Raw genomic sequence first — 24,131 nt, 5'->3', positions numbered from 1 at the left:
CGCGGCGCACCACGGAGTAGAGGTCGACGAAGACCCTGCTCCGGAGCAGGTCGTCGAGCTCGGCCTCGAGCAGGCCGTAACGACCCGCCAGACGCTTCAGGGCGGTCGTCTCGTAAGGCGCGTAGTGGTAGATGTGCAGGTCCGGCCACCGCTGCCTCCGCTCGGCGACGATCTGCATGAACTCGACGAACGCCGCCCGCTCCTCCGCGTAGTCGTGCGCCCAGAGCGGCTGGAACTGGCCCTCGCCGGGTGTCCCGCTCGCGAGTCGCAGGCCCCAGAGGTACTCGAGCCCGGCCACGGCGGGGTCGTCCTCGCTGTGGAGCGGGTCGCCCTCGAAGTCGAAGAAGATGTCGCCGTCGGACCTCGGCGGCAGCGTCGCGGCAGGCTCGCCGGCCGGCCGCTGCGCCGGCTCGAACGAGACGGTGCCGGATGCGAGCTGGCGAGCCTGGGCCCTGGCCTGGGTCCGCAGGGCAGCATGGGTGGCCGGGCTGAGACCCTCGGGCCCCGACTCGGAGCCCGCCAGGTCGTGCAGCGTGCGGATGCCGGCCTCGCGCAGCTTGCGTCGCTGGTCGCGCCGCAGGCCGGCGACGAGGAGCAGGTCGTCGTGGGCCTCGATCGACTCGACGCACTCGGGGCAGTGCCCGCAGATGGAGTGGCTGTCCTCGCCCCAGGCCAGCGCGGCACTGGCACCCAACCGCTCGGCAATGATCGCGCGCAGCCGCTCTCGCTGAGCCCGGAAGACCGGGAGCACCTCGTGGAGCGGCACGACCTCGCGCCGGCCGTCGCCGAGCAGGAGCGCGCCCTCGCCGGCGACCTGCAGCCCGGCCTGCTCCAGCTGGTCGGCATAGGACGCGACCTGCAGCATGGCCTTCGGCTTGGCGCTGCGGGCGAGCTTGGCGTCTGCCACGACCCACCCGTCCGGCGAGGGCTCGACGAAGTCGGCGTAGCCGAAGAACTCGCCGTCGAAGAAGCCGGGCTGGTAGACGACGCCACCCTCGGTGAAGCGCCCGATGCTCGTCGTGTGGAGCTCGCGCAGCCGCTCCTGCGTGTGGGCGCCGCTGAGCCGCTCGACCCGGGCCACGTCGCCCGCAGCCGCATACCGCTCGAGGAGGCGGCGCTCATGCTCGTCGCCGAGCGTGGCGATCCGCTCCTGGAGCGGGTCGGCGATCTCGGCGGATGCCGCGATCCGACCGAGCTTGACGTCGAGCCGCCGGGCGACCCGGAACTCGCACTCGGTCGCGGCCGCGAGGTCGGACGCCGACCACACGACGCGCTCTCCCAGCAGGAACACGGGACCTCCCTCGTCGGCTCGCGCTCCGACCCGCGCAAGTCTCCTCGACGCCATTGATAGCACCGGCCGCCGACAGCCAACCCCCACCGCCGGCCGTAAGGTCGGTCCATGGGTGTGCTCTCCTCCGCCGTCGACGTCCGGACCTCCCGCGACCGGCTCGACCGGCTCCGAGCGCTGACGCGGGACGCGGGGGTCTCGGCCGTCGTGGTCTCCCCGGGGTCGGACCTGCGCTACCTCATCGGCATCGCGGGCGCCTCGTTCGAGCGGCTGACCGCGCTCGTCGTGCCGGCCGACCCGGCCCGCCCGCCGCACTTCGTCGTCCCGAAGCTCGAGCACGCGGGCCTCGGCCACGTGCCCTTCGAGGACCTCGGGGTCGAGGTGCGTCCGTGGGTCGACGGCGAGGACGCCCATGCCCTCGCGCTGGCGGGGCTGGAGCGCGGCCCGATGGCGTTCTCCGACACGACGACGGCCCTGCACCTCTTCCAGCTCCGGGATGCGGGCGCGACGGACCAGCGTCCGGCGTGGCCGATCGTCCGCGAGCTGCGGATGCGCAAGACTCCCGACGAGCTCGCCGAGCTGCGGGCGGCGGGCGCGGCGATCGACCGGGTCCACGCGCGCATGTCCGAGTGGCTGCGTCCCGGCCGCACGGAGCGCGAGGTCGGCGCGGACATCGCTGCGGCCATCGTCGAGGAGGGCCATGCGACAGCGGAGTTCGTCATCGTCGGCTCGGGACCCAACGGCTCCAGCCCGCATCACGGCGTCTCCGACCGCGTCATCGAGCGCGGCGACGTCGTCGTGGTGGACATCGGGGGGCCGCTTCCCTCGGGCTACTGCTCGGACAGCACGAGGACGTATGCCGCTGGGCCGGCTTCGCTGCCCGACGTCCCCTCCGCGTACGCAGCGTTGCAGGCCTCGCAGGAGGCGGCCGTCGCGGCGGTCCGTCCGGGCGTCACCTGCCAGGACGTCGACCGGGCCGCCCGGCAGGTGCTCGTCGATGCGGGCCTGGGGGACCACTTCATCCACCGGACCGGCCACGGGATCGGGCTCGACGTCCACGAGGAGCCCTACATCGTCGAGGGCAACGCGCTGCCGCTCGAGCCGGGGATGACGTTCAGCGTCGAGCCCTGCATCGTCTTCCCCGGCCGCTGGGGTGCCCGGATCGAGGACATCGTCGCGGTGACCGAGACGGGAGTCGAGCGCCTCAACCAGCGCCCCCGCGACCTGACGGTGCTGTGACCGATCCCCTCCCACCTCGACGGTGGAACAGGGACGTTCGACCCTGCTGCTGACGGGGGCCACGCCCTACGGTCGGAGCGGCGAAGGTGCAGGAAGGGAGCGTCGTGATGAGCCATCCACGGGTCCGCGTCGGCCTGGTGAGCCCCGCCGGGCCGCCTGCCCCGCTGGTCGCCCTGCAGGTGCGGCTCGCGCGCCTGGCCCGGCTCGACAGTCTCATGGTCCCCGATCACCTGCAGTCGCCCTTCCCGGAGGCGCTCTGGCCGGAGATGACGTGGCTTCGCGGATCGAGCGCACACTCGATGTTCGACTACGCCGCCACCCTGGGCTGGGTCGCGGCTCGGGCCGGGCGGATGCGGGTCGGTGTCTCGGTGACGGACCCGATCCGGCGGCATCCGGTCGTCGTCGCGCAGACCATGCTCACGCTGTCCCACCTGACCCGCGGCGCGCCGATCCTCGGGATCGGCTCTGGCGAGCGGGAGAACCTCGAGCCCTACGGCCTCCCCACCGACCACGGGTTCGGCCGGCTGCAGGAGGCGGTGCACATCCTGCGGGATGCCCTCGCTGGCCGGCTCGGTGACTTCGAGGGTGAGTACTACCAGCTGAGGGGTGCCGTCATGGGCCTCCAGGCTCCGCTAGGCCGGACTCCCGAGATCTGGATCGGCGCCCACGGGCCGCGGATGCTCGAGCTGACGGGGCGCTTCGGGGACGGCTGGTTGCCCACCGTCGTGAGCTCGCCCGAGGACTACGGTCAGATGTGGCAGGCTGTCCGGGCCGCGGCGGTCCGTGCGGGCAGGTCGCCCGAGGCGATCACAGCGGGCCTGGCCTGCTATCTCCTCCTGGCCCGCGACGAGCGTGAGGTCCGGACCCTGCTCCGGAGTCAGATGGTGCGGTATCTCGCGCTCATGGCACCTGCTGGGGCGTGGGCGAAGGTTGGTGCCGACCATCCGCTCGGACCGCGTTTCGGCGGGTTCGTGGACATGCTGCCCGAAAGGCTCGACCCGGGTGTGACGCGAGAGGCGATGCGGTCCGTCCCCGAGGAGGTTGCCGCGGTGGGGGTCATGGTGGGGACCCCGGACGATGTGGTCACTCGCGTCCGGGCGCTTGCCGAGGCGGGACTGAACCACTTCAGCCCAGTCCTGCTGTCCGGGCTGGTGAGCCGGGGCAATGCCCTGCACGACATGCACGCCTACCCGGCCATCGCACGGCGGCTCCGGAGCGGGCGCTGACGCGCCTGCTCCGGAGCGGGGTCTGGCTCACGGGACGGCCCGGTCCAGGATCACCGGATGGTGGTCTCCTGGCGCCCGAGCGTGGCCTCGGTCACGTCGTCGGGCTCGTCCGCGATCCCGATCGTGCCGAGGGATCCGGCCATGACCGCCGACCGCGAGGTGAAGACGGTGCGGTCGGTGATCCAGGTGCCGGAGTCGTCCTGGAAGCGGTAGACGTCGGTGTGGCGTCGAGGTGCGCCGTCGGCCTCGAGCGCGATGTCGATCGGGATGGTCGTCACAACCGCGCCTCCCGTCTGCCGAACGACCGCGGACCCCGAGATGCGCGCCATCGAGAGTCGCTCGTCAACGCTCACCGACGTGCTCGAGAGGTCGAGCTCGAGAACGCCCTCGAGGGTGCACGCGGTCCCGGGGAACGTCTCCGGGTCCTCGATCGCGTAGAGCGCTGGCGGCACAACGCCGGTCGGGCAGGTCCAGTCCTCGATCCGGCCGCTGCGGTAGTCCTCACGCGTGGGGTCGGCATCATCGAGGAAGGACACGCCTCCGCGGTGGATGTTGCCGGCGAGGAGGCCGGGCACGGTTCCGACCTCGAGCCAGGACCCGGTGCCGTGGGTCAGGGTCGTCTCGCCGGCACCGCCGCCGGCGTGGGCGAACGGCGCGGAGGCGACGAGGGGGACCGCGCAGATGGCGGCGGCAGCGATGACACGGCGAACAACTGACATGGTGGCGCTCCTTCGGTGGGGCCCTCGGGCCCGGAGTGGTCAGCCACCGATCGGTGGCCGGGAGTGGTCGGTGTCAGGCGCTGCAGCCGCCGTCACACTGGTCCAAACTCCCGGTCCACCCGAAGGGTTGTCAGCGCATCACGATCTTTTGCAGCAACGTCAGTAGACGTTCACGCCATAGGCGTTCGCGGCCTCCCGCACGGGCTGGAAGTAGGTCGTGCCGCCGCGCTTGCAGTCGCCGCTGCCGCCCGAGGTCAGGCCGAGGGCCTTGGTGCCGTCGTAGAGCGGACCGCCCGAGTCGCCGGGCTCGGCGCACACGTTCGTCTTGATGAGTCCGGTGACCCGGCCGCCACCTTGGTAGCGGACCGTCGCGTTGAGGCCGGTCACCTCTCCGGAGTGGATGCCCGTCGTCGAGCCGTCCCTGGTGACCTTCTCGCCGACGAAGGCGTCGGCGACCGCGTAGCCGCCCGGGTGCGAGAGGGAGAGGTTGTCGTAGCGCACGAGGGCGTAGTCGTTGCCCGGGAAGCTGTAGCCGACCGTGGGGCCGATCAGGGTCGTCTGCGTCGGGTCGGTGAACCAGCGCTTGGCGACCTTCCCGCAGTGCCCCGCCGTGAGGAAGTAGTAGGTGCTCCCCTTGACGACGTTGAAGCCGCTCGAGCAGCGGTAGCCACCGCCGTAGATCGCGTCGCCCGCGGACACGAGGGCGCGGAGCACGCCCGGGGTGCGCTCGAAGCGGATCGCTCCGGCCGCGTCCCCGGCGGCCCGCTTGATGGAGGCGACCTCGGCGGCCGTCACCGTGCTGTCCAGGGTGACCACGACCCGGCGGGCGCTGGTGTCGACGTGCCAGCCGATGCCGTCCACCCCGGAGCGGTCGACGGCCGCGGCGGCGGCCGCCACCCGGTCGTTCGTCGTGTCGGCCGGTGCGGCCGGAGCCGCCGCAGGAACGGTCAGGGCGACCGCTCCGACGAGGCCGGTGGCAGCGGCAAGTAGTCGGGCTGCTCGACGGGCGGGTTTGGGAGAGTGCGACGTTCGGTTTCTCACGGCTGCTCCTCGGTCGTCCACTGGTTGGGGCGAGGGTCGGCTCCGTGGAGCCCGTCAGGCCCGCCACTGGTGCCGCCTCTCCACCAGAGTGGACCCGCTGGGCCTCCTCCGCACCCCGAACGCGGCAGCTCCACGAGGTGAGCGCGTGCTCAACGGCACGTGGGCACCCGTGCCGGCCCAGCGGCATACGTGGCAGGATTCTTGGCGGGCCGACAAAGGCCCCTTCCACCCACGCGCAGGAGAAGCAATGCCCATCGCCACCCCTGAGGTGTACGCCGACATGCTCGACCGCGCGAAGGCCGGCTCCTTCGCGTATCCCGCCATCAACGTGTCGTCCTCGCAGACGCTCAACGCGGCCCTCAAGGGCTTCGCCGACGCGGGCTCGGACGGCATCATCCAGGTCTCCACCGGCGGCGCCGAGTACCTCTCCGGCCCGTCGGTCAAGAACATGGTGAGTGGCTCGCTCGCCTTCGCGGCCTACGCCGAGGAGGTCGCGAAGCACTACCCCGTCAACATCGCCCTGCACACGGACCACTGCCCGAAGGACAAGCTCGACGGCTTCGTCCGCCCGCTCCTCGCCGCGTCGACGGAGCGGGTCAAGGCCGGCGGCACGCCGTGGTTCCAGTCGCACATGTGGGACGGCTCGGCCGTCCCGCTCGACGAGAACCTTCAGATCGCGCGTGAGCTGCTCGCGCTCGCCAAGGCCGCCAACGTCGTCCTCGAGATCGAGGTCGGCGTCGTCGGCGGCGAGGAGGACGGCGTCGTCGGCGCCATCGACGAGAAGCTCTACTCCACGCCTGCGGACGCCATCGCGACGATCCAGGCCCTCGGCGCCGGCGAGAACGGCCGCTACCTGACGGCCCTGACCTTCGGCAACGTCCACGGCGTCTACAAGCCGGGCAACGTCAAGCTCCGCCCCGAGATCCTCCTCCAGGCCCAGCAGGCCGCGGCCAAGGAGCTCGGCCTCGGCGACGACGCCCGCCCCTTCGACCTCGTCTTCCACGGCGGATCGGGCTCCCTGCCCGAGGAGATCTCGGCGGCGGTCGACCACGGCGTCATCAAGATGAACGTCGACACCGACACGCAGTACGCCTTCACCCGCCCGGTCGCCGACTGGATGCTCGCCAACTACGCGGGCGTCCTCAAGGTCGACGGCGAGGTCGGCAACAAGAAGCAGTACGACCCGCGCGCCTGGGGCAAGGCGGCCGAGGCCGGCATGGCGGCCCGCGTCGTCGAGGCGTGCGAGGCGCTGCGCTCGGCCGGGACGCACGCGTGAGCGACGGCAACCTGCTCGGCATCCCGGAGACCCGGCTGCCCGAGGACCCGGCGACCGCGCGCTTGGCAGCGGGGGAGGACCCCGCCGCCGTGGCCGCGTCGCTCCCGACCTCGTCGGCGGCCTGGGCCACGCTCGCGGAGCAGGCGCTCGCCGCCGGCCGCGACGTGGAGGCCTACGCCTACGCGCGGACCGGCTACCACCGGTCGCTCGACCAGCTGCGCAAGTCGGGCTGGCGGGGGCAGGGGCCGGTGCCGTTCTCGCACGAGCCCAACCGCGGCTTCCTGCGGTCCCTCGCTGCGCTGGCCAGGGCGGCGCGCGCGATCGGGGAGAGCGACGAGGAGGCGCGCTGCGCGCAGTTCCTGCGTGACAGCTCCGCCGAGGGTGCCCGCGAGCTGGGCTTCTAGCAGGACACCACCAACGGGCCGTATGCCGCTGAGCTCAGTCAGCGGCACACGGCCCGTTGGCGTGTGGCGGGCGTAGGGTCGGGAGCACCGCCCCGCGAGAGGAACGCGCCGTGCCCAGACCACCGCTGCCGGCTCCGGTCGAGGAGATGCTCGCCCAGCCCAACTTCGCGACGATCAGCTCCGTGCGCCCCGACGGGCACCCGGTCTCGGTGCCGACGTGGTACCTCTACGAGAACGGCCGGATCCTGGTCAACATGGATGCCGGCCGGAAGCGGATCGACTACTTGCGCAACGATCCTCGGGTCAGCCTGAGTGCGATGGACCCGGGGGACTGGATCACGCACGTGAGCCTCCAGGGCCGCGTCGTGGACTGGGTCGACGACGAGGGTCTGGTCGACATCGACCGCATCGCCCGGCACTACACCGGACAGCCCTATGCGGTGCGGGACCGGGCGCGGGTCAGCGCCTGGATCGACATCGACCGCTGGCATGCCTGGGGCCGGCTCAAGCACGTCCGCTGACGACGGGCCAGGCCGCGGGGCGATCCCTCGTCTAATAGAAACCACAAAAACGGGTGCCCGTTTCTATTTACATGTGTGTGACCCTGTGGTTTTCTTGGTCCCACGCTGACGCACCCGGCGCGGCGTGAGGATGAGGGAGTCCGATGTACGCAGCGGAGCGGCAGCAGCGGATCATCGCCGAGGCGCGACGAGCAGGTCGCGTCGAGGTCACGGCCCTGGCCGACGACCTCGGCGTCGCGACCGAGACCATCCGCCGCGACCTGACGGCCCTCGAGCGGCGCGGCTCCCTGCGCCGGGTCCACGGCGGCGCGATCCCCGTCGAGCGCCTCGAGGTCGAGCCCTCCCTGGCCACCAAGTCCGGCCGCCTTGCCGACGTCAAGCGCCGGATCGCCGCGCGGGCCCTCGACCAGCTGCCTGCCGGCGGGAGCGTCATCCTCGACTCGGGATCCACGACGCTCGCCCTCGTCGAGCTGCTGCCGCCCGACCTCGACCTCACCGTGCTGACCAACAGCGTCGCCGCCGCCTCCGTGCTCGCCAGCCACCCGGGTGTCTCGCTCTACCTCCTGGGCGGCCGGGTCCGCGGCCAGACCGGGGCCGCGGTGGGCGACTGGACCATCCGGGCCCTCGCCGACGTCGTCGTCGACGTCGCACTCCTCGGCACCAACGGCTTCTCCGTCTCGCGCGGCTTCACCACTCCCGACCAGTCCGAGGCGCTCGTCAAGCGCGCCATGGTCGCCTCGGCCCGCACCGCCGTCGTCCTGAGCGACTCGAGCAAGGCCGGGGACGCGCACCTGCACCGCTTCGCCGACCTCGACGACATCGACGTCGTCATCACCGACACCGACCTCGACGAGGACGTCGCCGCCGAGATCCGGGCGGCCGGACCCGAGGTGGTGACCGCATGATCGTCACCCTGACGCCGAACCCGAGCATCGACCGGGCCGTCTTCGTCGACACCCTCGACCGGGGCGAGGTCCACCGGGCGACCGGCAGCCGCGTCGACCCGGGCGGCAAGGGCGTCAACGTGTCCCGAGCCCTGTCAGCGCAGCAGGCCGAGACGACCGCAGTCCTGCCGATCGGCGGCCCGGAGGGTCACCTTCTCGAGGAGCTCCTCGACGCTGCCGGGGTCACCCGGTGCAGCGTGCCCGTCTCCGGGTCGGTCCGGATGAACATCAGCGTCCTCGAGCCGGACGGCACGACCACCAAGCTCAACGAGCCAGGTCCTCAGCTGTCTGGTGACGAGGTCGACGCTCTCCTCGACGCGACGCTGGACCGAGCCGCCACGGCCGACTGGGTCGTCGGGTGCGGGAGCCTGCCTCCCGGCGCACCGACCGACCTCTATGCGACCCTGGTCAGCCAGGTCCGGGAGCGCGGTGGCCGGGTGGCCATCGACTCGTCAGGCGCTCCGCTCGCCGCCGCCGTCGCCGCGCGGCCGCACCTGATCAAACCCAACCACGAGGAGCTCGCCGAGCTCGTCGGACGCGCCCTGCCCACCCTGCAGGACGTCCGGGACGCGGCGCGTGACCTCGTGGCCAGCGGCATCGAGGTCGTCGCCGTCAGCCTCGGCTCCGACGGCGCGCTCCTCGTCACGGCCCACGAGGCCCTTCACGCGCGGGCCACCATCGTGGCACCGCTGTCCACCGTGGGAGCCGGCGACTGCATGCTCGCCGGCCTGCTCCACGGCCTCTCGAGCGGCCTCCCGACCGGAGACGCCCTGGCCACCGGTGTCCTCTGGGGCGCCGCGGCCGTCACCCTCCCCGGGAGCCGTGTTCCCTCGGCCGAGGACCTGCACGGCATCCCCGTCCAGCTCTCCGCCGACCCCGACCTCAGCATCACCCTGGCTCACTGAAGTGCCGAAAGGAAACGCCATGTCCCTCATCACCGCTCAGCAGGTCATCCTCGACCTGACCGGTGCCGACCGCCACGAGGCGACCCGCCAGCTCGCCGAGCGGCTCGTCGCCACCGGACGGTGCACCGACCTCGACACCTTCCTCGCCGACGTCCGCAAGCGTGAGGAGACCATGGCCACCGGGCTCCCCGGCGGCATTGGCATCCCGCACGCCCGCAGCGCGGCCATCACCGAGCCGTCCCTCGTCTTCGGTCGCACGCTCGACGGCATCGACTGGGGCGCCAAGGACGGCCCGGCCCGCCTCGTCTTCCTCATCGCCGCCCCCGAGGGCGGGGGTGAGGCGCACATGCAGGTGCTGCCCAAGCTCGCGCGCGCCCTGATGAAGAAGGACTTCAAGGACGCGCTCGCTGCGGCCACCACCGAGGAGGAGGTCGTGCGGATCGTCAGTGCCGAAGTGGCCCTCGACGAGGCACCGCAGACCCAGCCGAAGGAGGTCGTCACGGCGGGCGCCCAGCCGGCCCAGCGGCATACGGCATCGGCGGCAGCCGTCGTCCCGGACGACGTGGTGGCCCCATCGGCCCCGACGCGTTCGCTCCGTCTCGTCGGCGTGACGTCCTGCCCCACGGGTATCGCCCACACCTACATGGCGGCCGAGGGCCTCGAGAACGCCGCCAAGGCGGCCGGCCACACGATCATCGTCGAGACCCAGGGGTCCGCCGGCTCGAAGCCCATCCCGGCCGCGGACATCGCCGCTGCCGACGCGGTGATCTTCGCGCACGACCTGCCCGTCAAGGACGCGGCCCGCTTCGCGGGCAAGCCGACCGTCGACGTCGGCGTCAAGAAGGGCATCTCCGACGCACCTGAGCTCGTCGCCCGCGCCGAGCAGCTCGTCGACGAGTGGGCGGCCGACCCGAGCAAGGCGGCCGCAGCGGCAGCCGCCGCCTCGGCAGGCGCCCCCGCCGGTGGGCTCACCACGAAGGTCGACAGCGGCGCGAGCACCGCCACCAAGGTGCGCCAGTGGCTCATGACCGGTGTCTCCTACATGATCCCGTTCGTCGCGGCCGGCGGCATCCTGATCGCCCTGTCGTTCATGCTCGCCCAGGTCGCGATCGGCGAGGACGGCGCCATCGAGATCGTCAAGTACGGCCTCACCGCCGAGGGCGACTACAACATCACGCAGAACTTCAACCCGATCAGCCTCACCTCGTGGGCAGCGCTGCTCTTCGTGATCGGGGCGGCGTCGTTCGGCTTCCTCGTGCCGATCCTGTCCGGGTTCATCGCCTTCGCCATCGCCGACCGGCCCGGCCTCGTGCCCGGCATCGTCGGTGGCTCGGTCGCCGCGACGATGGGCGCCGGCTTCCTCGGCGGTCTCGTCACCGGCCTGCTGGGCGGCTTCGTGGCCCGCTGGGTCTCCGGGTGGAACGTCCACAAGGGCGTGCGCGGCGTCATGCCGGTCGTCGTCATCCCGCTCGTGTCGTCCCTCATCACCGTCGGCCTGTTCATCACCGTGCTCGGCCGCCCGATCACCGCACTGACCGACGGCCTCAACTCCTGGCTCACCGGCATGTCCGGCGCGAGCGCCCTCGTCCTCGGGCTCATCCTCGGCGCGATGATGGGCTTCGACCTCGGCGGCCCGGTCAACAAGGTCGCCTACGCCTTCGCGACGACCGGCCTGGCCGCCGCGGGAGCGACCACCGACGCCCCGCAGCTGAAGATCATGGCCGCCGTCATGGCTGCCGGCATGGTCGCGCCCCTCGCGATGGCCCTGGCCACCACCGTCCGTCCGGCCCTCTTCTCCGAGCCGGAGCGCGAGAACGGCAAGGCGGCCTGGCTGCTCGGTGCCTCGTTCATCTCCGAGGGCGCCATCCCGTTCGCCGCGGCCGACCCGGTCCGGATCATCAGCTCGTCCGTCATCGGCTCGGCCGTCACCGGCGCCCTGGCGATGGCCTTCGGCGCGACGCTGCGGGCCCCCCACGGCGGCATCTGGGTGCTGCCCCTGATCGGCAACTTCCTGCTCTTCCTCGTCGCCCTGGCGGCCGGAGTGCTGGTCATGGCCGCCATCGTCGTCACCCTCAAGTCGCGCGACCGCAACCTCGAGGCCGTCGAGGCCAGCGCCACCGTCTGACCCCGAATCACCCCCGGGTGGCCTAACGTCGGACCCAAGGACCGGTCCGACGGCAGGCCACCCGGGTGGCAGCAGTGCCCAACAGCAGTCACCAGACGCCCCCCGACCTCCCAAAGGAGCCCTTCATGGCAACTCGCACCGTGACCATCGCCTCGTCGGTGGGCCTGCACGCCCGCCCGGCCGCGCTTTTCGTCGAGGCGGCGACCAACACCGGCCTCGACGTCGAGATCGCCCGTCCCGGTGAGGACCCGGTCGACGCGACGAGCATCCTCGGCGTCATGGCCCTCGGCGCCAAGTTCGGCGAGGAGGTCGTCCTCACCGCGGACGGCGACGGCGCCGACGACGCCCTCGACTCCCTCGTCGCGCTGCTCTCGCGCGACCTCGACGCGGAGTAGCAGCCATGCCGGCGCCCGAGACGACCCACGGCATCGGTGTCAGCCCGGGGACGGCCTACGGGCCCGTGGTGCAGGTCGCGCCACCCGTCCGGCCGCCGGCCGACGAGCCGGCCCCGGCCGACCCGGACGCCGCACTGGTTGACGTGAAGGCCGCCCTCGAGACCGTCGCCCGGTCCCTCGAGGAGCGAGCGGCCGCCGCCGACGACACCGCCCAGCAGATCCTCAAGGCCACGGCGCTGATCGCCCGGGACCGCGGTCTGGCCAAGGCCGCCGGCAAGCTGCTCCACGCCGGCCGGGGTCCCGCCCACGCGATCGCCGGCGCCGTCGAGGAGTACGCCGCCCAGTTCGAGGCCCTCGGCGGGCTCTTCGCCGAGCGGGTCACCGACCTGCGCGACGTCGGCTCGCGCGCCATCGCCGCCGTGCTCGGCGTCCCAGCCCCCGGCGTCCCTCGTTTCGACGTGCCGAGCGTCGTGGTGGCCGAGGACCTGGCCCCCGCCGAGACGGCCACGCTCGACCGGGCGCTCGTCGTCGGGATCATCACCGAGGCCGGCGGGCGGACCAGCCACACGGCGATCCTCGCGGCCCAGATGGGCATCCCCGCCGTGGTGCAGGTGCCGCACGCGACCGCGATCCCGGTCGGCGTGCCGGTGGCGCTCGACGGCGACTCCGGTGAGGTGACCACCAACCCGGACCCGTCGCTCGTCGAGGCCCAGCGGGTCCGCGCGGCCCGCCGCACGAAGGCCTTGGCCGCGCGCTCCGGTCCGGGCGTGACTCGGGACGGCACCGAGATCGCCCTGCTCGCCAACATCGGCGGCGTCGAGGATGCGGTGGCCGCAGGCGCGCTCGACCTGGAAGGCGTCGGGCTGTTCCGGACCGAGTTCGTCTTCCTCTCCGCAGCCAAGGCCCCGACCGTGGCGGAGCAGACGGAGATCTACCGCAGGGTGTTCGAGCCCTTCGGCGAGCGCCGCGTCGTGGTGCGCACGCTCGATGCCGGCGCCGACAAGCCGCTCGCCTTCGCCGACCTCGGACCGGAAGAGAACCCCGCCCTCGGCCGCCGCGGCCTGCGCCTGTCCGCCGAGCGCCCAGAGCTGCTCGACGCGCAGCTCGAGGCGCTCGCCGTGGCTGCGCGAGAGACCGGTGCCGACGTCCGGGTCATGGCGCCGATGGTCGCCACGGCCGAGGAGGCGGCGTGGTTCGCCCGGCGAGTCCGGGAGAACGGTCTTCCCAAGGCCGGCGTGATGATCGAGGTGCCGGGCGCGGCGCTCCGGGCGAGCGACGTGCTCGGGGAGGTCGACTTCGGCAGCCTCGGCACCAACGACCTCGCGCAGTACACGATGGCTGCCGACCGGATGCAGGGGGCGCTGTCCGACCTCCTTGACCCGTGGCAGCCGGCGGTGCTCGACGTCATCGCAGCGGCCTGCGAGGGCGCCGACCGCGCCGAGCGCCCGATGGGCGTCTGCGGGGAGTCGGCCGGGGACCCCCTCCTCGCCCTCGTCCTCGTCGGGCTCGGGGCATCGAGCCTGTCGATGGCCCCGAGCAAGGTGCCCGTGGTCCGCTTCGCCCTGTCGGTCCACTCGCTCGCCGAGTGCCAGGAGCTGGCCGTCGTCGCGCGGGAGGCCCGCACGGCCCAGGAGGCGCTGCAGCGAGTGCGGGACCGGGCCGACCGCCAGCTCACCGACGTGCTGTGATCGCTACCCGTACGGACTGCCAATAGGAATCGAGGTGCTCGCTCGACTCGACCCCGATATTCGCGCTCGCATCTTTGGTGAGGACTGGGCGCTGATGCGGGGCACGCGAAACCGGATTGCCCACGGCTACGCCTTGGTCAGCGCGGAGATCGTTCGGCGCACCGTCGTGGTCGACCTGCCAGCCATCATCGGTGCCCTTCAGGCGGCCAGTCGCTCAGGTTCCTGAGGGGTGCCCCCCGGACATGGCGGTCGTTCCCTGGTCGGCCGCCGGACGCCCGGCCCGTGGGGGGAGGATGGACGCGTGAGTCATCGGCCGGGGACGTCGTGCGTGGCGATCGTGCCGCTCTTCCAGGGCCTCTCCCCCAAGGAGCAGGACGAGATCGCCAGGCACGCCAGGCCGATGCGGCGCAGGCGCGGTGAGGTGATTCACCGGCCGGGCGACGACGTGTCGCACCTGCTCGTCGTCCACCGGGGGCGCATCAGGATCAGCCATCTTGCGACGAGCGGGCACGAGCAGGTCCTCCGCATCCTCGAGCCGGGCGACTTCATCGGAGAGACAGCCTTCGTCACGGGTGCCCGGCCGGACGACTGGGCCACGGCGCTCGGTGACGTCGAGCTGTGCAGCTTCGACCATGCCGAGTTGGGTCAGCTCGTCGCGCAGTTCCCCGACATCGCGCTGCGGATGCTGCGCACGGTGACGAGCCGGCTCGACGCCGCCGAACGCCTCATCGCCGACCTGACCTCCGCGGACGTCGAGGCCCGTCTGGCCGGCTACCTCGTCGGCCTGCCCGCCCGCCACGTCGACGGTCGGCTCGTCGTCACCCTCCCCGTGGCCAAGAAGGACGTCGCCTCACTCATCGGCACGACGCCAGAGACGCTGAGCCGCAAGCTCGCCGCCTTCACGGAGGCGGGACTCATCACCGTCAGCGGCCGCGACGTCGTGATCACCGACCCGGCTGCGCTCGAGCGGGCGGCCGCAGTCGGGACGTGATGTCCGGGCTCGGGTGCAGACTGGACGGGAACCGCTGAACAGTCCTGAGTGCAGTCCACACCGAGGAGGACCCATGTCCCGCGTCGTCCACTTCGAGATCCAGGCCGATGACCTCGAGCGCGCCAAGGCGTTCTACGGCGCGGTCTTCGACTGGTCCTTCGAGGACTACGGGCAGTTCACCGGCTCTCCCTACTGGGGCATCACCACGGGCCCCGAGGACGAGGCCGGCATCAACGGCGGGCTGCTCCAGCGTCCGGCTCCGACGCCGGGAGCGGGCCAGGGCACCAACGCGTTCGTCTGCACCGTCGGGGTGGCGGACTACGACGCCACGGAGCGTCGCATCCTCGACGCCGGGGGGCAGGTCGCGCTGCCCAAGATGGCGCTGACGGGCATGGCCTGGCAGGGCTACTACCTCGACACCGAGGGCAACACCTTCGGGATCCACCAGCCCGACCCCGAGGCCAAGTAGCAGCCCGCCCAGCGGCATACGGAATGAGTCGTATGCCGCTGGGCTCGCTCCCGCACGGACAGCCGGGTCAGGCGGGCGCGGGCCCGTCGACGTTCGTCGTCGGAGTGCCGTGACCACACCGCACGACCACGGCGTGCGACGTCTCGCCGCCGGGGTTGGACTCACGGTGGATGGCGCCGGCCGGCACCCGGATGAAGTCCCCGGGGCCCGCCTCGACGACCGACTCACCGCCCGGACCGGACTCGAGCCGCATCGAGCCGGAGACGACGTAGATGGTGGTGTCGTGCTCGCCGTGGTGGTGCCAGGCGGAGACAGCGCCCGCTTGCGTGTCGACGGTGCCCGACCACATGTCCTCGGTGTGGAGCGCCACGTGGCGGGTCATGCCAGGGGTGGGGTCGCCTGGGGTGAGCTCGTCCGCGGCGATGAGGGAGCAGGGGAGCGCAGGGTCGCGATCAGCCATGGTGCGGACCTCCGGGAGCGCTGTTGTGGTGGGAGCACCAGCGTAGGAGCGCGCCGGGGTGAGCAACAGGGCAAACCCTGACGCGGACCCGGGGCGACCCCAATGTCGAAACGGCGCGGGGGCGCCGACGCTGGAGAGGCGAGACGGGGTGACCCGGCAGCGGTATCAGCCGGGGCGGGCCACACGTCTCCAGGGACCGGACCGACCCCTCCAGAGAGCGCAGCCATGCCCCCGACGATGACGGAAGACCGAGCTCCCAGCCTCCGTGGCACGCGGGGCCCTCGTGCGGCCGGTCGGCGGGCTGTGCAGGTCGGTGGGTCGCTCACGGTGCTGGTGGTGCTGCTCGCCCTCGTGCTGCCTCAGGTGACGGGGGCGTCCTGGGAGTCGGCCATGGGCGTGATGACGTCGGTGCCCGTCTGGCAGCTGCTCGCGCTGACCGGGCTGTGGCTCGTCGGCCTGTGGGCCTACTCCTTCGTGCTGGCCGCCTCGCTGCCCGGCCTGACGAAGGGGCAGGGCTTCGTCCTCAACCTCGTCGGCAGCGGCGTCTCGAACCTCGTGCCCTTCGGTGGCGCCGTCGGCGTGGGTGTCACGTGGGCCATGACGAGGCAGTACGGCTTCACGAACCGCGCGATCGGCCTCTTCACCGCCGTCACCGGGATCTGGAACGTCCTCGCCCGCCTGGCCCTGCCGCTTGCCGGGCTCGTGGGACTGCTCGTCGTCGGGGCCCGCGTGACCGGTCCGGTGCTCGTGGTCGCCGGGATCGGCGCCGGGATGTGTGCCCTCGTCGTCGCTCTCCTCGTCGCCGCGCTGGCAAACGACCGGTTCGCGGAGCAGCTCATCTCCGTGCTGGCTCGTGCGACTCGGGGTGGTCTCGGGCTCGTCGGTCGACCGGTGAGCGGTCTCGACAGGTTGGAGGAGTCCCTGGCAGGTCAGCGGGCGAGCGCCGTGGAGCTGCTGCGCCGAGGTCGTGGCGGCCTCGTCGTCGGCATGCTGGCCTACCTGGTGCTCCAGGGCGTCCTCATGTGGGCCTGCCTGGCCGCGGTCGGCAGCGAACTGGGTTGGGCCGAGGTGACCGCCGCCTACGCGTGCGGCCGGATGCTGACGACCGTCGTCCTCACGCCGGGTGGCACCGGGTTCGCCGAGACCGGGACGGCCGCGGTGCTCATCGCCCTCGGGGGCGACCCGGTCGGGTCCGTGGCCGGGGTGCTGCTCTTCAGCTTCTTCACCTTCGTCTGCGAGATCCCCGGTGGGGCGCTGGCCTACCTGTGGCACCTGCGGGCCCGGGGCTGGCGCCGCGGTCCCCAGGGGACCGTGTCGGTCTCCCGGCTCAGCCGCGTGGCTGGTTGAAGCGGAGCATGTTGCCCGCCGGGTCGCGGAAGGCACAGTCGCGCACCCCGTAGGGCTGGTCGATCAGCACCCGACCACCATCGCACAGCTCACTCGCCGTGGGGCTGGAGGTGGACACGGAGCACGCCTGGCTCCACCGTCGCCTCGAGCCACACCACGCCGGCGTGCTCGTCGCCGTCGACATGGATGGTCAGCGGCACCTCCGTCTCGACGCGCACGGACCGGGCCGTCGCGTAGTCCAGGCCCGGAACGCGCCCCGGCCAGTGCAGCAGCCCCTTGAGCGCGATCGGGACCCAGCCGACGACACGTTGGGGGGCCACGACGGCGAGGTGGAGGAGCCCGTCGTCGACCCTCGCGCCAGGGAGGACCTCGATGCCGAGCGGGATCCGACCGACGTTCCCGGCGAGGACGCACCACACGCTGCGGCGCTCCGCGGGGAGGCCGTCGCGGCTGATCACCATCGGCAGGAGGGACGAGCCGAGGGTCACGACGGCGGGGACGAAGTAGGCGACCCACTGGGCGTGCTTCTTCAGCGCCGGCCGGACCAGCTCGATGGTCCGGGCGTCGTGGCCGATTCCCGCCAGGACGACAAAGGCGGACGTTCCCACGGCGCCGTCAGGCCGGCCCCATGACGCCCTCCCCAGGTCGACGTCATGGGGCTCGCCGTCGAGCGCGACGTCCACTGCTCGAGCCGTGGACTGCTGGGGCAGGCGCAGGTTGCGGGCATAGAGGTTGGCGGTCCCGAGGGGGACGATGCCCAGTGGGATTCCGGTGCGGGCGAGAGCGGCGGCCACCTCGCGGGCCGTGCCGTCGCCTCCGCAGACCACGACCAGCTCGGCGCCGCCGGTGAGCGCGGCTCTGGCTTGGGGCCCTCCCGGGGCGGCCACCGACGTCTCCTGCACCGTCGGGGGCGGCCAGCCCCGTTCGCGGCAGCCGTCCTCGATGAGCGAGACGGCGCGTGCCGGGTCGCCCACCGGGTTTGCCACGACGGCGACGCGCACGGAACGAGTCTGCCCCATGCCCGCGTCCCGGAACCCGAAGCCCCCAACTCGAGTGGCCCGGGTCTCCACAGGGGGCCTGGGGACACCGGGGCCACTCGAGTCGCGAGGCCCCCAACTCGAGTGGCCCGGGTTCCCACACGATGTGGATAACTAGAGAGTCGTTTGATGTTGTTTGCCTACGTTTGAGCCCGTGAGATACGAAATCGACGATGGAGTGCTGGCCAGTTCGGGCCTCAGCCTCTTCTCCAGTGACGAGGTGCTGCGTCGGGGTGCGGTGACCGCGGCCAACGCCGGGCGCCTGGCCGTGCATGCCGTGGCAGACGAGGACGTCCGTCTCCGCGAGGCGGTCGACCGGTTCGTTCGGGCCCACCTGGAGGTGCTCGGCGTCTCGGCTGCGGCGTCTGCCGCCATCGGCCGGAAGCTGAGCTGGGCCGGTCAGTCCGCGCACCATGCCGAGGTCGAGGCGGCCGCGGGTCTCGGGATGACCGGGCGTTTGGTGCCAGCCGGGCTCGACGGAGCCGGTGACAGCGCGCCCGTGCGGGACGTGTCGTGAGGCTCCCGGACGGCCGGGGCGGTGCGGGTCTGGTCACCGTGCCGAAGGGCCACCCCGGCGAGCTGCGCGCTGCTGCGGGCCGACTCGCCCGCGCAGCCGCCGTCGGCGAGTCCACGGCCCTGGTGCGCGGCACCGCCGTCAAGGACGTCGAGATCGCGTGGGACGGCCCGGCCGCCGCGGCTGCCAAGGCGGAGCTGGCCACCTTGGCAGCCCGGTGTGGCACGGTCCTGCCCCGGCTCGGGGCAGGTGCCCGGGCCTTGCACGCCTACGCCGACGCGCTGGAGAGAGCACAGGGCGCCGCCCGGCGCCTCGGCACCCGCGCCGACGCAGTGCAGGACGAGCACGCTCAGGCCGTTGCGGCCGCTCAGGCCAACGTGACGGACCCGGCGCTGCGCGCTGCTGCGATCGCGAGGGCCGACACACGAAGGGTGGCCGGCCTGACAGCGGTCGGTCGCGAGCGGGCCCGGGTCCAGGGCGAGCTCATGGCGGCAGCAGCCCGATGCGCTGCTGCGCTCGAGCAGCACACGCCAGCAGGTGGCGACGTGGCCGGCGTGCGGCTGGTCGAGGGGCTGCCCTTCACCGAGAGTCTGCTGCAGAACGCCTTCCGCCCTCCGCAGCAGCCGGCGTTCGGCGTCCCCGAGTCCGAGGCACCCGAGCCGGACTGGTGGGCGACGGTGCGCGACGGGGCGTCCGACACCGCAGCCCGCGCGTGGAACCACGTGGTCGTTCCCGTGGTCAACACCGCCGCTGACGTCGTGGAGGCCGCGGCCGAGCACCCCGAGGACATCGTCGGCATCGGAGTCGGGGTGGGCCAGATCATCCTCGGAGCGGGCGGTCAGGTCGGCGGCATCGCCCTCGATGCGACCGGCGTCGGCGTCGTCGCCGGGGTGCCGGTCCAGGTCGCGTCCGCCGGTCTCATCGCGAGCGGAGCCGTGGTGGCGACGGCTTCCGCCGTGCAGCTCGGCCAGCACGCCGCCGCCAAGGACTCGATGCTCCTCAAGGAGGTCCAGCTCAAGCAGGGCACCCACGGGATGGGTGGGACGCCGATCCCCGACTCCCTGCGCCCGCCTGCGGCCGGTCGCACATGGAAGGGGCACATCGCCCACGACGGAAACGGTGTCGTCTGGCAGCGTCCGCAGGACCGGTGCCCACCACCCAAGGTCTGCACGCCGAACTCCATGCGGATCAACGACCCCGGCCAGCGCTACACAGGCGGGGGCTCGGCCGGCGAGCGGGTCACGATCGACTACCCCTACGGCTACGTCCGCTTCTTCAACCGGGGTGGACAGGCGCTCAAACTCGACGGCAAACCGGGCTCCCACGCGGAGACCCACCACCACATCAGACCCGACGGCACCTACGACACACCGACAGGATGGGACCCCTTGTGAACATCGAGGAGCTCTTCGACCCCCGCTTCACCGGCGACCCGCTGCCTGACCTGCTCCCCGACCTGGCGGGCGCGAAGATCAGGCACATCGCCCTCGACTGCAGCCTCCGCATCAGCCTCAGCTCGGGCTGGCGCGTCAACTTCGAGGGACCGTCCTGCGTGGTCCTGCCGTCCGGCGAGGTCAGGCAGTTCGAGTTCATCTCCGACGTGCTGCCCGACGACAAGTACCTGACCCCCGAGCTGCGCGACCTCGTCGGCGAGCCGGTCACGGAGATGCACTACAAGGCCGGCACCCGCGATCTCGCCCTCGTCACCCCGAAGGGAAGGATCGCGGTCGCCGGGTACTACGCCATCACGCCGTGGGAGATGTGGGGCATCGGGGGCTTCATCGACGGGGCGTCGACAGCCCTGGACGTCGACTGAGGGCACGCTGAGCAAGCCCGGGGCGCGGTGCCGGCCCAGCGGCATACGGCATCGTCCGTGAACACGCGAACGGGGACGCTGTCACGAACCGATAACCTTGCCGGTGGCTCAGCAGGCGAATGGAAGGCGGACTGATGCCGGCAATCGTGCTCGTCGGAGCGCAGTGGGGTGACGAAGGAAAGGGCAAGGCGACCGACCTGCTCGGCAGCAGCGTCGACTACGTCGTCAAGTTCAACGGCGGCAACAACGCCGGCCACACCGTCGTCATCGAGCAGAACGGCAAGCGGGAGAAGTATGCCCTGCACCTGCTCCCCTCCGGCATCCTCTCCCCGAACGTCACCCCCATCATCGGCAACGGTGTCGTCATCGACCTCGCCGTCCTCTTCGAGGAGCTCGACGGGCTGGAGGCGCGCGGCGTCGACACCAGCAAGCTGCAGGTCAGCGCCAACGCGCACCTCATCCCGCCCTACAACCGCACCCTCGACAAGGTGACGGAGCGGTTCCTCGGCAAGCGCAAGATCGGCACGACGGGTCGCGGCATCGGCCCCACCTACGCCGACAAGATGAGCCGCATCGGCATCCGCGTCCAGGACCTCTACGACGAGCACATCCTGCGCCAGAAGGTCGAGGCGGCGCTCGCGTTCAAGAACCAGGTCCTCGCCAAGATCTACAACACGCGCGCGGCTGACGTCGACGAGGTGGTGACCGAGCTGCTGTCGTATGCCGCTCGGCTCGCTCCCATGGTCAGCGACGCGTCGCTCGTGCTGAGCCAGGCCCTCGACCGGGGTGAGACCGTCCTGTTCGAGGCGGGCCAGGCGACGCTGCTCGACGTGGACCACGGGACCTACCCCTATGTGACGTCGAGCAACGCGGTCGCGGCCGGTGCGTGCACGGGCTCGGGTGTGCCGCCGACGCGCATCGACTCGGTCATCGCGATCCTCAAGGCCTACACGACCCGCGTGGGGGAGGGGCCGTTCCCGACGGAGCTGCACGACGACAACGGCGAGTTCCTCCGCAAGACGGGCGCGGAGTACGGCACGACGACCGGGCGGCCGCGTCGCTGCGGCTGGCTCGACACGGTCGTCGGCCGCTACGCGACCCGGATCAACGGGGTCACCGACTTCGTCATCACCAAGCTCGACGTCCTCACCGGGCTGGAGACGGTGCCGGTGTGCGTCGCCTACGACGTCGACGGCGTGCGGCACGACGAGATGCCCGTCAACCAGAGCGACTTCCACCACGCGAAGCCGATCTACGAGGAGCTGCCCGGCTGGTGGGAGGACATCTCGCAGTGCCGGCGGTTCGAGGACCTGCCCGACGCGGCGCAGCGCTACGTGCTGCGCGTCGAGGAGCTCATCGGCGCCCGCGTCTCGGCGATCGGTGTCGGCCCGGGCCGTGACGAGATCATTGAGCGCCACCCCCTCAACCCCACGTCCTGAGAGCGAACTCTTTTGAGCAGCAATGGTTCTGAGCAGGTTGTCGACGAGGTTGCGCCCGAGGACTGGGTGACGCGTCTCGCGGACGAGGTCATCGCCGAGGCCAAGGAGCGCGGGATCGGCACGATCATCTGCGCCTCCGGGATCAGCCCGTCGGGGCCGATCCACCTCGGCAACTTCCGCGAGCTGATCACCCCGCACCTCGTGGCCGACGAGATCAAGCGCCGCGGCGTGCCCTGCGAGCACATCCTCTCGTGGGACGACTTCGACCGGTTCCGGCGCGTGCCCAAGAGTCTCGAGGGCGTCGACGAGTCGTGGGAGGAGCACATCGGCAAGCCGCTGACCGCCGTGCCGGCCCCCCACGGCTCACCGCACGCCAACTGGGCCGAGCACTTCAAGGCGCCGCTCCTCGAGGCGATGGCGGCGACCGGCATCGAGGTTCGCCAGATCAGCCAGACCGAGCAGTACCGCGCCGGGGTCTACCGCGAGCAGGTCCTCCAGGCGATGCGCGAGCGCGGTGTCATCGACACGGTCCTCGGCCGCTACCGGACGCTCGAGGCAGCAGCCGAGGCGAAGCAGCGGGCGACGGGCAAGGGCCGCCGCCAGGACCCGGCCGCTGCCCAGCAGAAGCTGACCGAGGAGCAGGCCGCGGCCGCGACCGAGGCCGAGCGCGGTTCCGGCGCGGCGACCGAGGACGACGGGAGCGAGGGGACCGCGGGCTACTTCCCGTTCAAGCCGTTCTGCTCCGTCTGCGGCACCGACTTCACCACGGTCACGGCCTACGACGACAGCTCCCACGTGCTCGCCTACTCCTGCACCCGCTGCGGGCACGCCGAGGAGGTCGATCTCGACACCTTCACCAACGGCAAGCTGGTGTGGAAGGTCGACTGGCCGATGCGGTGGGCGCACGAGCGCGTCCTCTTCGAGCCGTCCGGCGTCGACCACCAGAGCCCCGGATCGAGCTTCGTCGTCGGCAAGGACCTCGCGCCGCTCTTCGGCTGGGAGCGGCCGATCGGCCCGATGTATGCGTTCGTCGGCATCGCCGGCATGGCCAAGATGAGCTCGTCCAAGGGCGGCGTGCCGATCCCCAACGACGCCCTCGAGGTGATGGAGCCGCAGGTGCTGCGCTGGCTCTATGCCCGGCGGCGGCCCAACCAGAGCTTCGACGTCGCGTTCGGCCCCGAGCTGCAGCGGCTCTACGACGAGTGGGATGCGCTCGTCCGCAAGGTCGAGGCGGGGCCGGGCGGGGGCGCCCAGCCGGGCGACCTCGCGGCACACCTGCGCGCAACGTCGGTGGCCTCCGGCGACGGAGTCCGCACCCTGCCGGCGACGCCCCGGCCGATGCCGTTCCGGACCATCGCCTCGGTCATCGACGTCACCCAGGGTGACGAGGCCCAGGCCGTGCGCATCCTGTCCGGCTTCGACCCCGACAACCCGATCGGGTCGACCGACGACCTGCGGCCCCGGCTCGACTGCGCCGAGCGCTGGATGCTCGGCTACGTCCCCGTTGAGGACCGCACCATCGTGCGGGAGGAGCCCGACGCGGAGCTGCTCGGCAGCCTCGGCGACGAGCAGCGGGAGTCGCTGCGCCTGCTCGTCGAGGGTCTGGACGAGCACTGGTCCCTCGACGGCCTGACCCACCTCGTCTACGCCGTGCCGAAGATCCAGCGCGGCCTCGACCCCGAGGCCAAGGTCAAGGACCCGGAGCTGTCCAAGGCGCAGCGGGCCTTCTTCGCCCTCGTCTACCGGCTCCTCGTCTCCAAGGACACGGGGCCCCGGCTGCCCACGCTGTTGCTCGCCGTCGGCGCGGACCGCATCCGCCGCCTGCTCACCCCCTGACCCAGACCGCAAGAGCACAGTCCACCCACCAGCCAATCGAAAGAGCAGTTCGCGACGAACCGGTCGCGAACTGCTCTTTCGATGAGGAGGGGCTCGATGAGGAGGGGTTCGATGAGGCGGGGCTGAAACGCAATCGTCCGTGGGGGCATGCGAAGGCCCCGGCCACGTCGTTGTGATCCGGGGCTTCGACTGGGTGGGTGGTGGTGCTGGGCGGGGGCCAGATGCAGGGGGGGTGCATCAGGTCCCCCGCCCGGTGCGAGTCCTCGGAGACCGGGACTGCGCCGGACGTCGATGGGGCCTCGGGGGGGAGAGACCGGCGGGGAGGGTGGGTGGTTTCGCACTGCCGTCGACGTCCAACACATCATCCCCCGCCGTGCGGGGCGACTTCCACGGATCTGGCATTCCTTGAACAAGTCTTTACCTTGGACAAGGTGGACAATCTCCGCACGCC

The 24,131-nt window shown here is 71.9% G+C and carries 24 protein-coding genes and 1 pseudogene; 19 read left to right on the top strand and 6 right to left on the bottom strand.

What is annotated here, in order from left to right:
* Positions 1–1,291, bottom strand: a 1,291-nt coding sequence (locus tag OO014_RS07580; protein WP_272461688.1) for a TM0106 family RecB-like putative nuclease, incomplete at its 3' end; no start/stop codon positions are given.
* Positions 1,292–1,399: 108 nt separating this feature from the next.
* Between OO014_RS07580 and OO014_RS07575 the strand changes: the two genes are divergently transcribed.
* Both OO014_RS07575 and OO014_RS07570 read left to right on the top strand, forming a co-directional pair.
* The gene (locus tag OO014_RS07575) at positions 1,400–2,527 is read left to right on the top strand and encodes a M24 family metallopeptidase (RefSeq protein ID WP_272461687.1); all 1,128 of its coding nucleotides are present in this window, start codon (positions 1,400–1,402) and stop codon (positions 2,525–2,527) included.
* 107 nt (positions 2,528–2,634) lie between these two features.
* Positions 2,635–3,753, top strand: a complete 1,119-nt coding sequence (locus OO014_RS07570) for an LLM class flavin-dependent oxidoreductase (protein ID WP_272461686.1) — start codon at positions 2,635–2,637, stop codon at positions 3,751–3,753.
* A gap of 50 nt (positions 3,754–3,803) precedes the next feature.
* On the opposite strand, the gene OO014_RS07565 is transcribed toward OO014_RS07570, so the two are convergent.
* Together OO014_RS07565 and OO014_RS07560 are read right to left on the bottom strand one after the other, a co-directional pair.
* Positions 3,804–4,472: a hypothetical protein gene (locus tag OO014_RS07565; RefSeq protein ID WP_272461685.1), complete on the bottom strand. Its 669-nt coding sequence runs from the start codon at positions 4,470–4,472 to the stop codon at positions 3,804–3,806.
* Positions 4,473–4,631: 159 nt separating this feature from the next.
* Positions 4,632–5,513: a S1 family peptidase gene (locus tag OO014_RS07560; protein ID WP_272461684.1), complete on the bottom strand. Its 882-nt coding sequence runs from the start codon at positions 5,511–5,513 to the stop codon at positions 4,632–4,634.
* A gap of 247 nt (positions 5,514–5,760) precedes the next feature.
* Here OO014_RS07560 and fbaA point away from each other — a divergent pair, with 247 nt between their 5' ends.
* The 11 genes from fbaA (at position 5,761) to OO014_RS07505 (ending at position 15,231) form a co-directional block, all read left to right on the top strand.
* Positions 5,761–6,789, top strand: a complete 1,029-nt coding sequence (gene fbaA / locus OO014_RS07555) for a class II fructose-bisphosphate aldolase (protein ID WP_272461683.1) — start codon at positions 5,761–5,763, stop codon at positions 6,787–6,789.
* Positions 6,786–7,193: a DUF3151 domain-containing protein gene (locus OO014_RS07550; RefSeq protein WP_272461682.1), complete on the top strand. Its 408-nt coding sequence runs from the start codon at positions 6,786–6,788 to the stop codon at positions 7,191–7,193. The genes fbaA and OO014_RS07550 overlap by 4 nt, the downstream gene beginning before the upstream one ends.
* A 110-nt stretch (positions 7,194–7,303) precedes the next feature.
* Positions 7,304–7,714 (top strand): pyridoxamine 5'-phosphate oxidase family protein, encoded by a 411-nt coding sequence (locus tag OO014_RS07545; protein ID WP_272461681.1) that lies wholly within the window; start codon positions 7,304–7,306, stop codon positions 7,712–7,714.
* Positions 7,715–7,857: 143 nt separating this feature from the next.
* A complete protein-coding gene (locus tag OO014_RS07540; RefSeq protein ID WP_272461680.1) occupies positions 7,858–8,619 on the top strand; it encodes a DeoR/GlpR family DNA-binding transcription regulator in 762 nt (253 codons plus the stop codon).
* Complete coding sequence (gene pfkB / locus OO014_RS07535; RefSeq protein WP_272461679.1) at positions 8,616–9,563, top strand: 1-phosphofructokinase; 948 nt, start codon at positions 8,616–8,618, stop codon at positions 9,561–9,563. Before OO014_RS07540 ends, pfkB begins: the two co-directional genes overlap by 4 nt.
* Before the next feature lie 19 nt (positions 9,564–9,582).
* The gene (locus OO014_RS07530; protein ID WP_272461678.1) at positions 9,583–11,688 is read left to right on the top strand and encodes a PTS fructose transporter subunit IIABC; all 2,106 of its coding nucleotides are present in this window, start codon (positions 9,583–9,585) and stop codon (positions 11,686–11,688) included.
* A 125-nt stretch (positions 11,689–11,813) separates the two neighbouring features.
* Positions 11,814–12,083 carry an HPr family phosphocarrier protein gene (locus OO014_RS07525; protein WP_272461677.1) on the top strand — a complete coding sequence of 90 codons (270 nt, stop codon included), beginning with the start codon at positions 11,814–11,816 and terminating at the stop codon, positions 12,081–12,083.
* Positions 12,084–12,088: 5 nt separating this feature from the next.
* Positions 12,089–13,771, top strand: a complete 1,683-nt coding sequence (gene ptsP, locus OO014_RS07520) for a phosphoenolpyruvate--protein phosphotransferase (protein ID WP_272461676.1) — start codon at positions 12,089–12,091, stop codon at positions 13,769–13,771.
* Positions 13,772–13,805: 34 nt separating this feature from the next.
* Complete coding sequence (locus OO014_RS07515; RefSeq protein ID WP_272461675.1) at positions 13,806–13,997, top strand: DUF86 domain-containing protein; 192 nt, start codon at positions 13,806–13,808, stop codon at positions 13,995–13,997.
* A gap of 75 nt (positions 13,998–14,072) precedes the next feature.
* Positions 14,073–14,762, top strand: coding sequence for a Crp/Fnr family transcriptional regulator (locus OO014_RS07510; RefSeq protein ID WP_272461674.1), 690 nt, complete (start codon positions 14,073–14,075; stop codon positions 14,760–14,762).
* A gap of 73 nt (positions 14,763–14,835) precedes the next feature.
* Positions 14,836–15,231 carry a VOC family protein gene (locus OO014_RS07505; RefSeq protein ID WP_272461673.1) on the top strand — a complete coding sequence of 132 codons (396 nt, stop codon included), beginning with the start codon at positions 14,836–14,838 and terminating at the stop codon, positions 15,229–15,231.
* Positions 15,232–15,298: 67 nt separating this feature from the next.
* On the opposite strand, the gene OO014_RS07500 is transcribed toward OO014_RS07505, so the two are convergent.
* The gene (locus OO014_RS07500; protein ID WP_272461672.1) at positions 15,299–15,691 is read right to left on the bottom strand and encodes a cupin domain-containing protein; all 393 of its coding nucleotides are present in this window, start codon (positions 15,689–15,691) and stop codon (positions 15,299–15,301) included.
* A 336-nt stretch (positions 15,692–16,027) separates the two neighbouring features.
* Here OO014_RS07500 and OO014_RS07495 point away from each other — a divergent pair, with 336 nt between their 5' ends.
* Complete coding sequence (locus OO014_RS07495; protein WP_272461671.1) at positions 16,028–17,038, top strand: lysylphosphatidylglycerol synthase domain-containing protein; 1,011 nt, start codon at positions 16,028–16,030, stop codon at positions 17,036–17,038.
* On the opposite strand, the pseudogene OO014_RS07490 reads toward OO014_RS07495, so the two are convergent.
* A pseudogene (locus OO014_RS07490) lies at positions 17,019–17,102 on the bottom strand (VOC family protein); the annotation flags it as partial. The gene OO014_RS07495 and the pseudogene OO014_RS07490 sit on opposite strands and share 20 nt — an antisense overlap.
* Before the next feature lie 25 nt (positions 17,103–17,127).
* Complete coding sequence (locus OO014_RS07485) at positions 17,128–18,039, bottom strand: diacylglycerol/lipid kinase family protein (protein WP_272461670.1); 912 nt, start codon at positions 18,037–18,039, stop codon at positions 17,128–17,130.
* Between the two features lie 190 nt (positions 18,040–18,229).
* On the opposite strand from OO014_RS07485, the gene OO014_RS07480 reads away from it, so the two are divergent.
* From OO014_RS07480 to lysS, 5 genes are all read left to right on the top strand, one after another.
* Positions 18,230–18,592 (top strand): hypothetical protein, encoded by a 363-nt coding sequence (locus OO014_RS07480; RefSeq protein ID WP_272461669.1) that lies wholly within the window; start codon positions 18,230–18,232, stop codon positions 18,590–18,592.
* Positions 18,589–19,983, top strand: coding sequence for a hypothetical protein (locus tag OO014_RS07475; protein WP_272461668.1), 1,395 nt, complete (start codon positions 18,589–18,591; stop codon positions 19,981–19,983). The genes OO014_RS07480 and OO014_RS07475 overlap by 4 nt, the downstream gene beginning before the upstream one ends.
* Complete coding sequence (locus tag OO014_RS07470; RefSeq protein ID WP_272461667.1) at positions 19,968–20,405, top strand: DUF6188 family protein; 438 nt, start codon at positions 19,968–19,970, stop codon at positions 20,403–20,405. The genes OO014_RS07475 and OO014_RS07470 overlap by 16 nt, the downstream gene beginning before the upstream one ends.
* 134 nt (positions 20,406–20,539) lie before the next feature.
* The gene (locus OO014_RS07465) at positions 20,540–21,844 is read left to right on the top strand and encodes an adenylosuccinate synthase (RefSeq protein WP_272461666.1); all 1,305 of its coding nucleotides are present in this window, start codon (positions 20,540–20,542) and stop codon (positions 21,842–21,844) included.
* Between the two features lie 12 nt (positions 21,845–21,856).
* The gene (gene lysS / locus OO014_RS07460) at positions 21,857–23,680 is read left to right on the top strand and encodes a lysine--tRNA ligase (RefSeq protein WP_272461665.1); all 1,824 of its coding nucleotides are present in this window, start codon (positions 21,857–21,859) and stop codon (positions 23,678–23,680) included.
* The last annotated feature ends 451 nt before the right edge of the window (positions 23,681–24,131 follow it).

This window comes from Intrasporangium calvum (assembly GCF_028446585.1).
In the GTDB taxonomy this organism is placed as follows: domain Bacteria; phylum Actinomycetota; class Actinomycetes; order Actinomycetales; family Dermatophilaceae; genus Intrasporangium; species Intrasporangium calvum_A.
The sequence above is the reverse complement of the archived record's forward strand: the minus strand, read 5'-3'. Positions and strand labels throughout refer to the sequence as shown.

What these genes read in the sequence shown, in the direction of transcription:
- OO014_RS07500 (WP_272461672.1), bottom strand. Translation starts at nt 15,691, where the DNA reads ATGGCTGATCGCGACCCTGCGCTCCCCTGCTCCCTCATCGCCGCGGAC.
- ptsP (WP_272461676.1), top strand. Translation starts at nt 12,089, where the DNA reads ATGCCGGCGCCCGAGACGACCCACGGCATCGGTGTCAGCCCGGGGACG.
- OO014_RS07470 (WP_272461667.1), top strand. Translation starts at nt 19,968, where the DNA reads ATGGGACCCCTTGTGAACATCGAGGAGCTCTTCGACCCCCGCTTCACC.
- OO014_RS07465 (WP_272461666.1), top strand. Translation starts at nt 20,540, where the DNA reads ATGCCGGCAATCGTGCTCGTCGGAGCGCAGTGGGGTGACGAAGGAAAG.
- OO014_RS07505 (WP_272461673.1), top strand. Translation starts at nt 14,836, where the DNA reads ATGTCCCGCGTCGTCCACTTCGAGATCCAGGCCGATGACCTCGAGCGC.
- pfkB (WP_272461679.1), top strand. Translation starts at nt 8,616, where the DNA reads ATGATCGTCACCCTGACGCCGAACCCGAGCATCGACCGGGCCGTCTTC.
- OO014_RS07540 (WP_272461680.1), top strand. Translation starts at nt 7,858, where the DNA reads ATGTACGCAGCGGAGCGGCAGCAGCGGATCATCGCCGAGGCGCGACGA.
- fbaA (WP_272461683.1), top strand. Translation starts at nt 5,761, where the DNA reads ATGCCCATCGCCACCCCTGAGGTGTACGCCGACATGCTCGACCGCGCG.
- OO014_RS07570 (WP_272461686.1), top strand. Translation starts at nt 2,635, where the DNA reads ATGAGCCATCCACGGGTCCGCGTCGGCCTGGTGAGCCCCGCCGGGCCG.
- OO014_RS07575 (WP_272461687.1), top strand. Translation starts at nt 1,400, where the DNA reads ATGGGTGTGCTCTCCTCCGCCGTCGACGTCCGGACCTCCCGCGACCGG.
- OO014_RS07525 (WP_272461677.1), top strand. Translation starts at nt 11,814, where the DNA reads ATGGCAACTCGCACCGTGACCATCGCCTCGTCGGTGGGCCTGCACGCC.
- OO014_RS07530 (WP_272461678.1), top strand. Translation starts at nt 9,583, where the DNA reads ATGTCCCTCATCACCGCTCAGCAGGTCATCCTCGACCTGACCGGTGCC.
- OO014_RS07565 (WP_272461685.1), bottom strand. Translation starts at nt 4,472, where the DNA reads ATGTCAGTTGTTCGCCGTGTCATCGCTGCCGCCGCCATCTGCGCGGTC.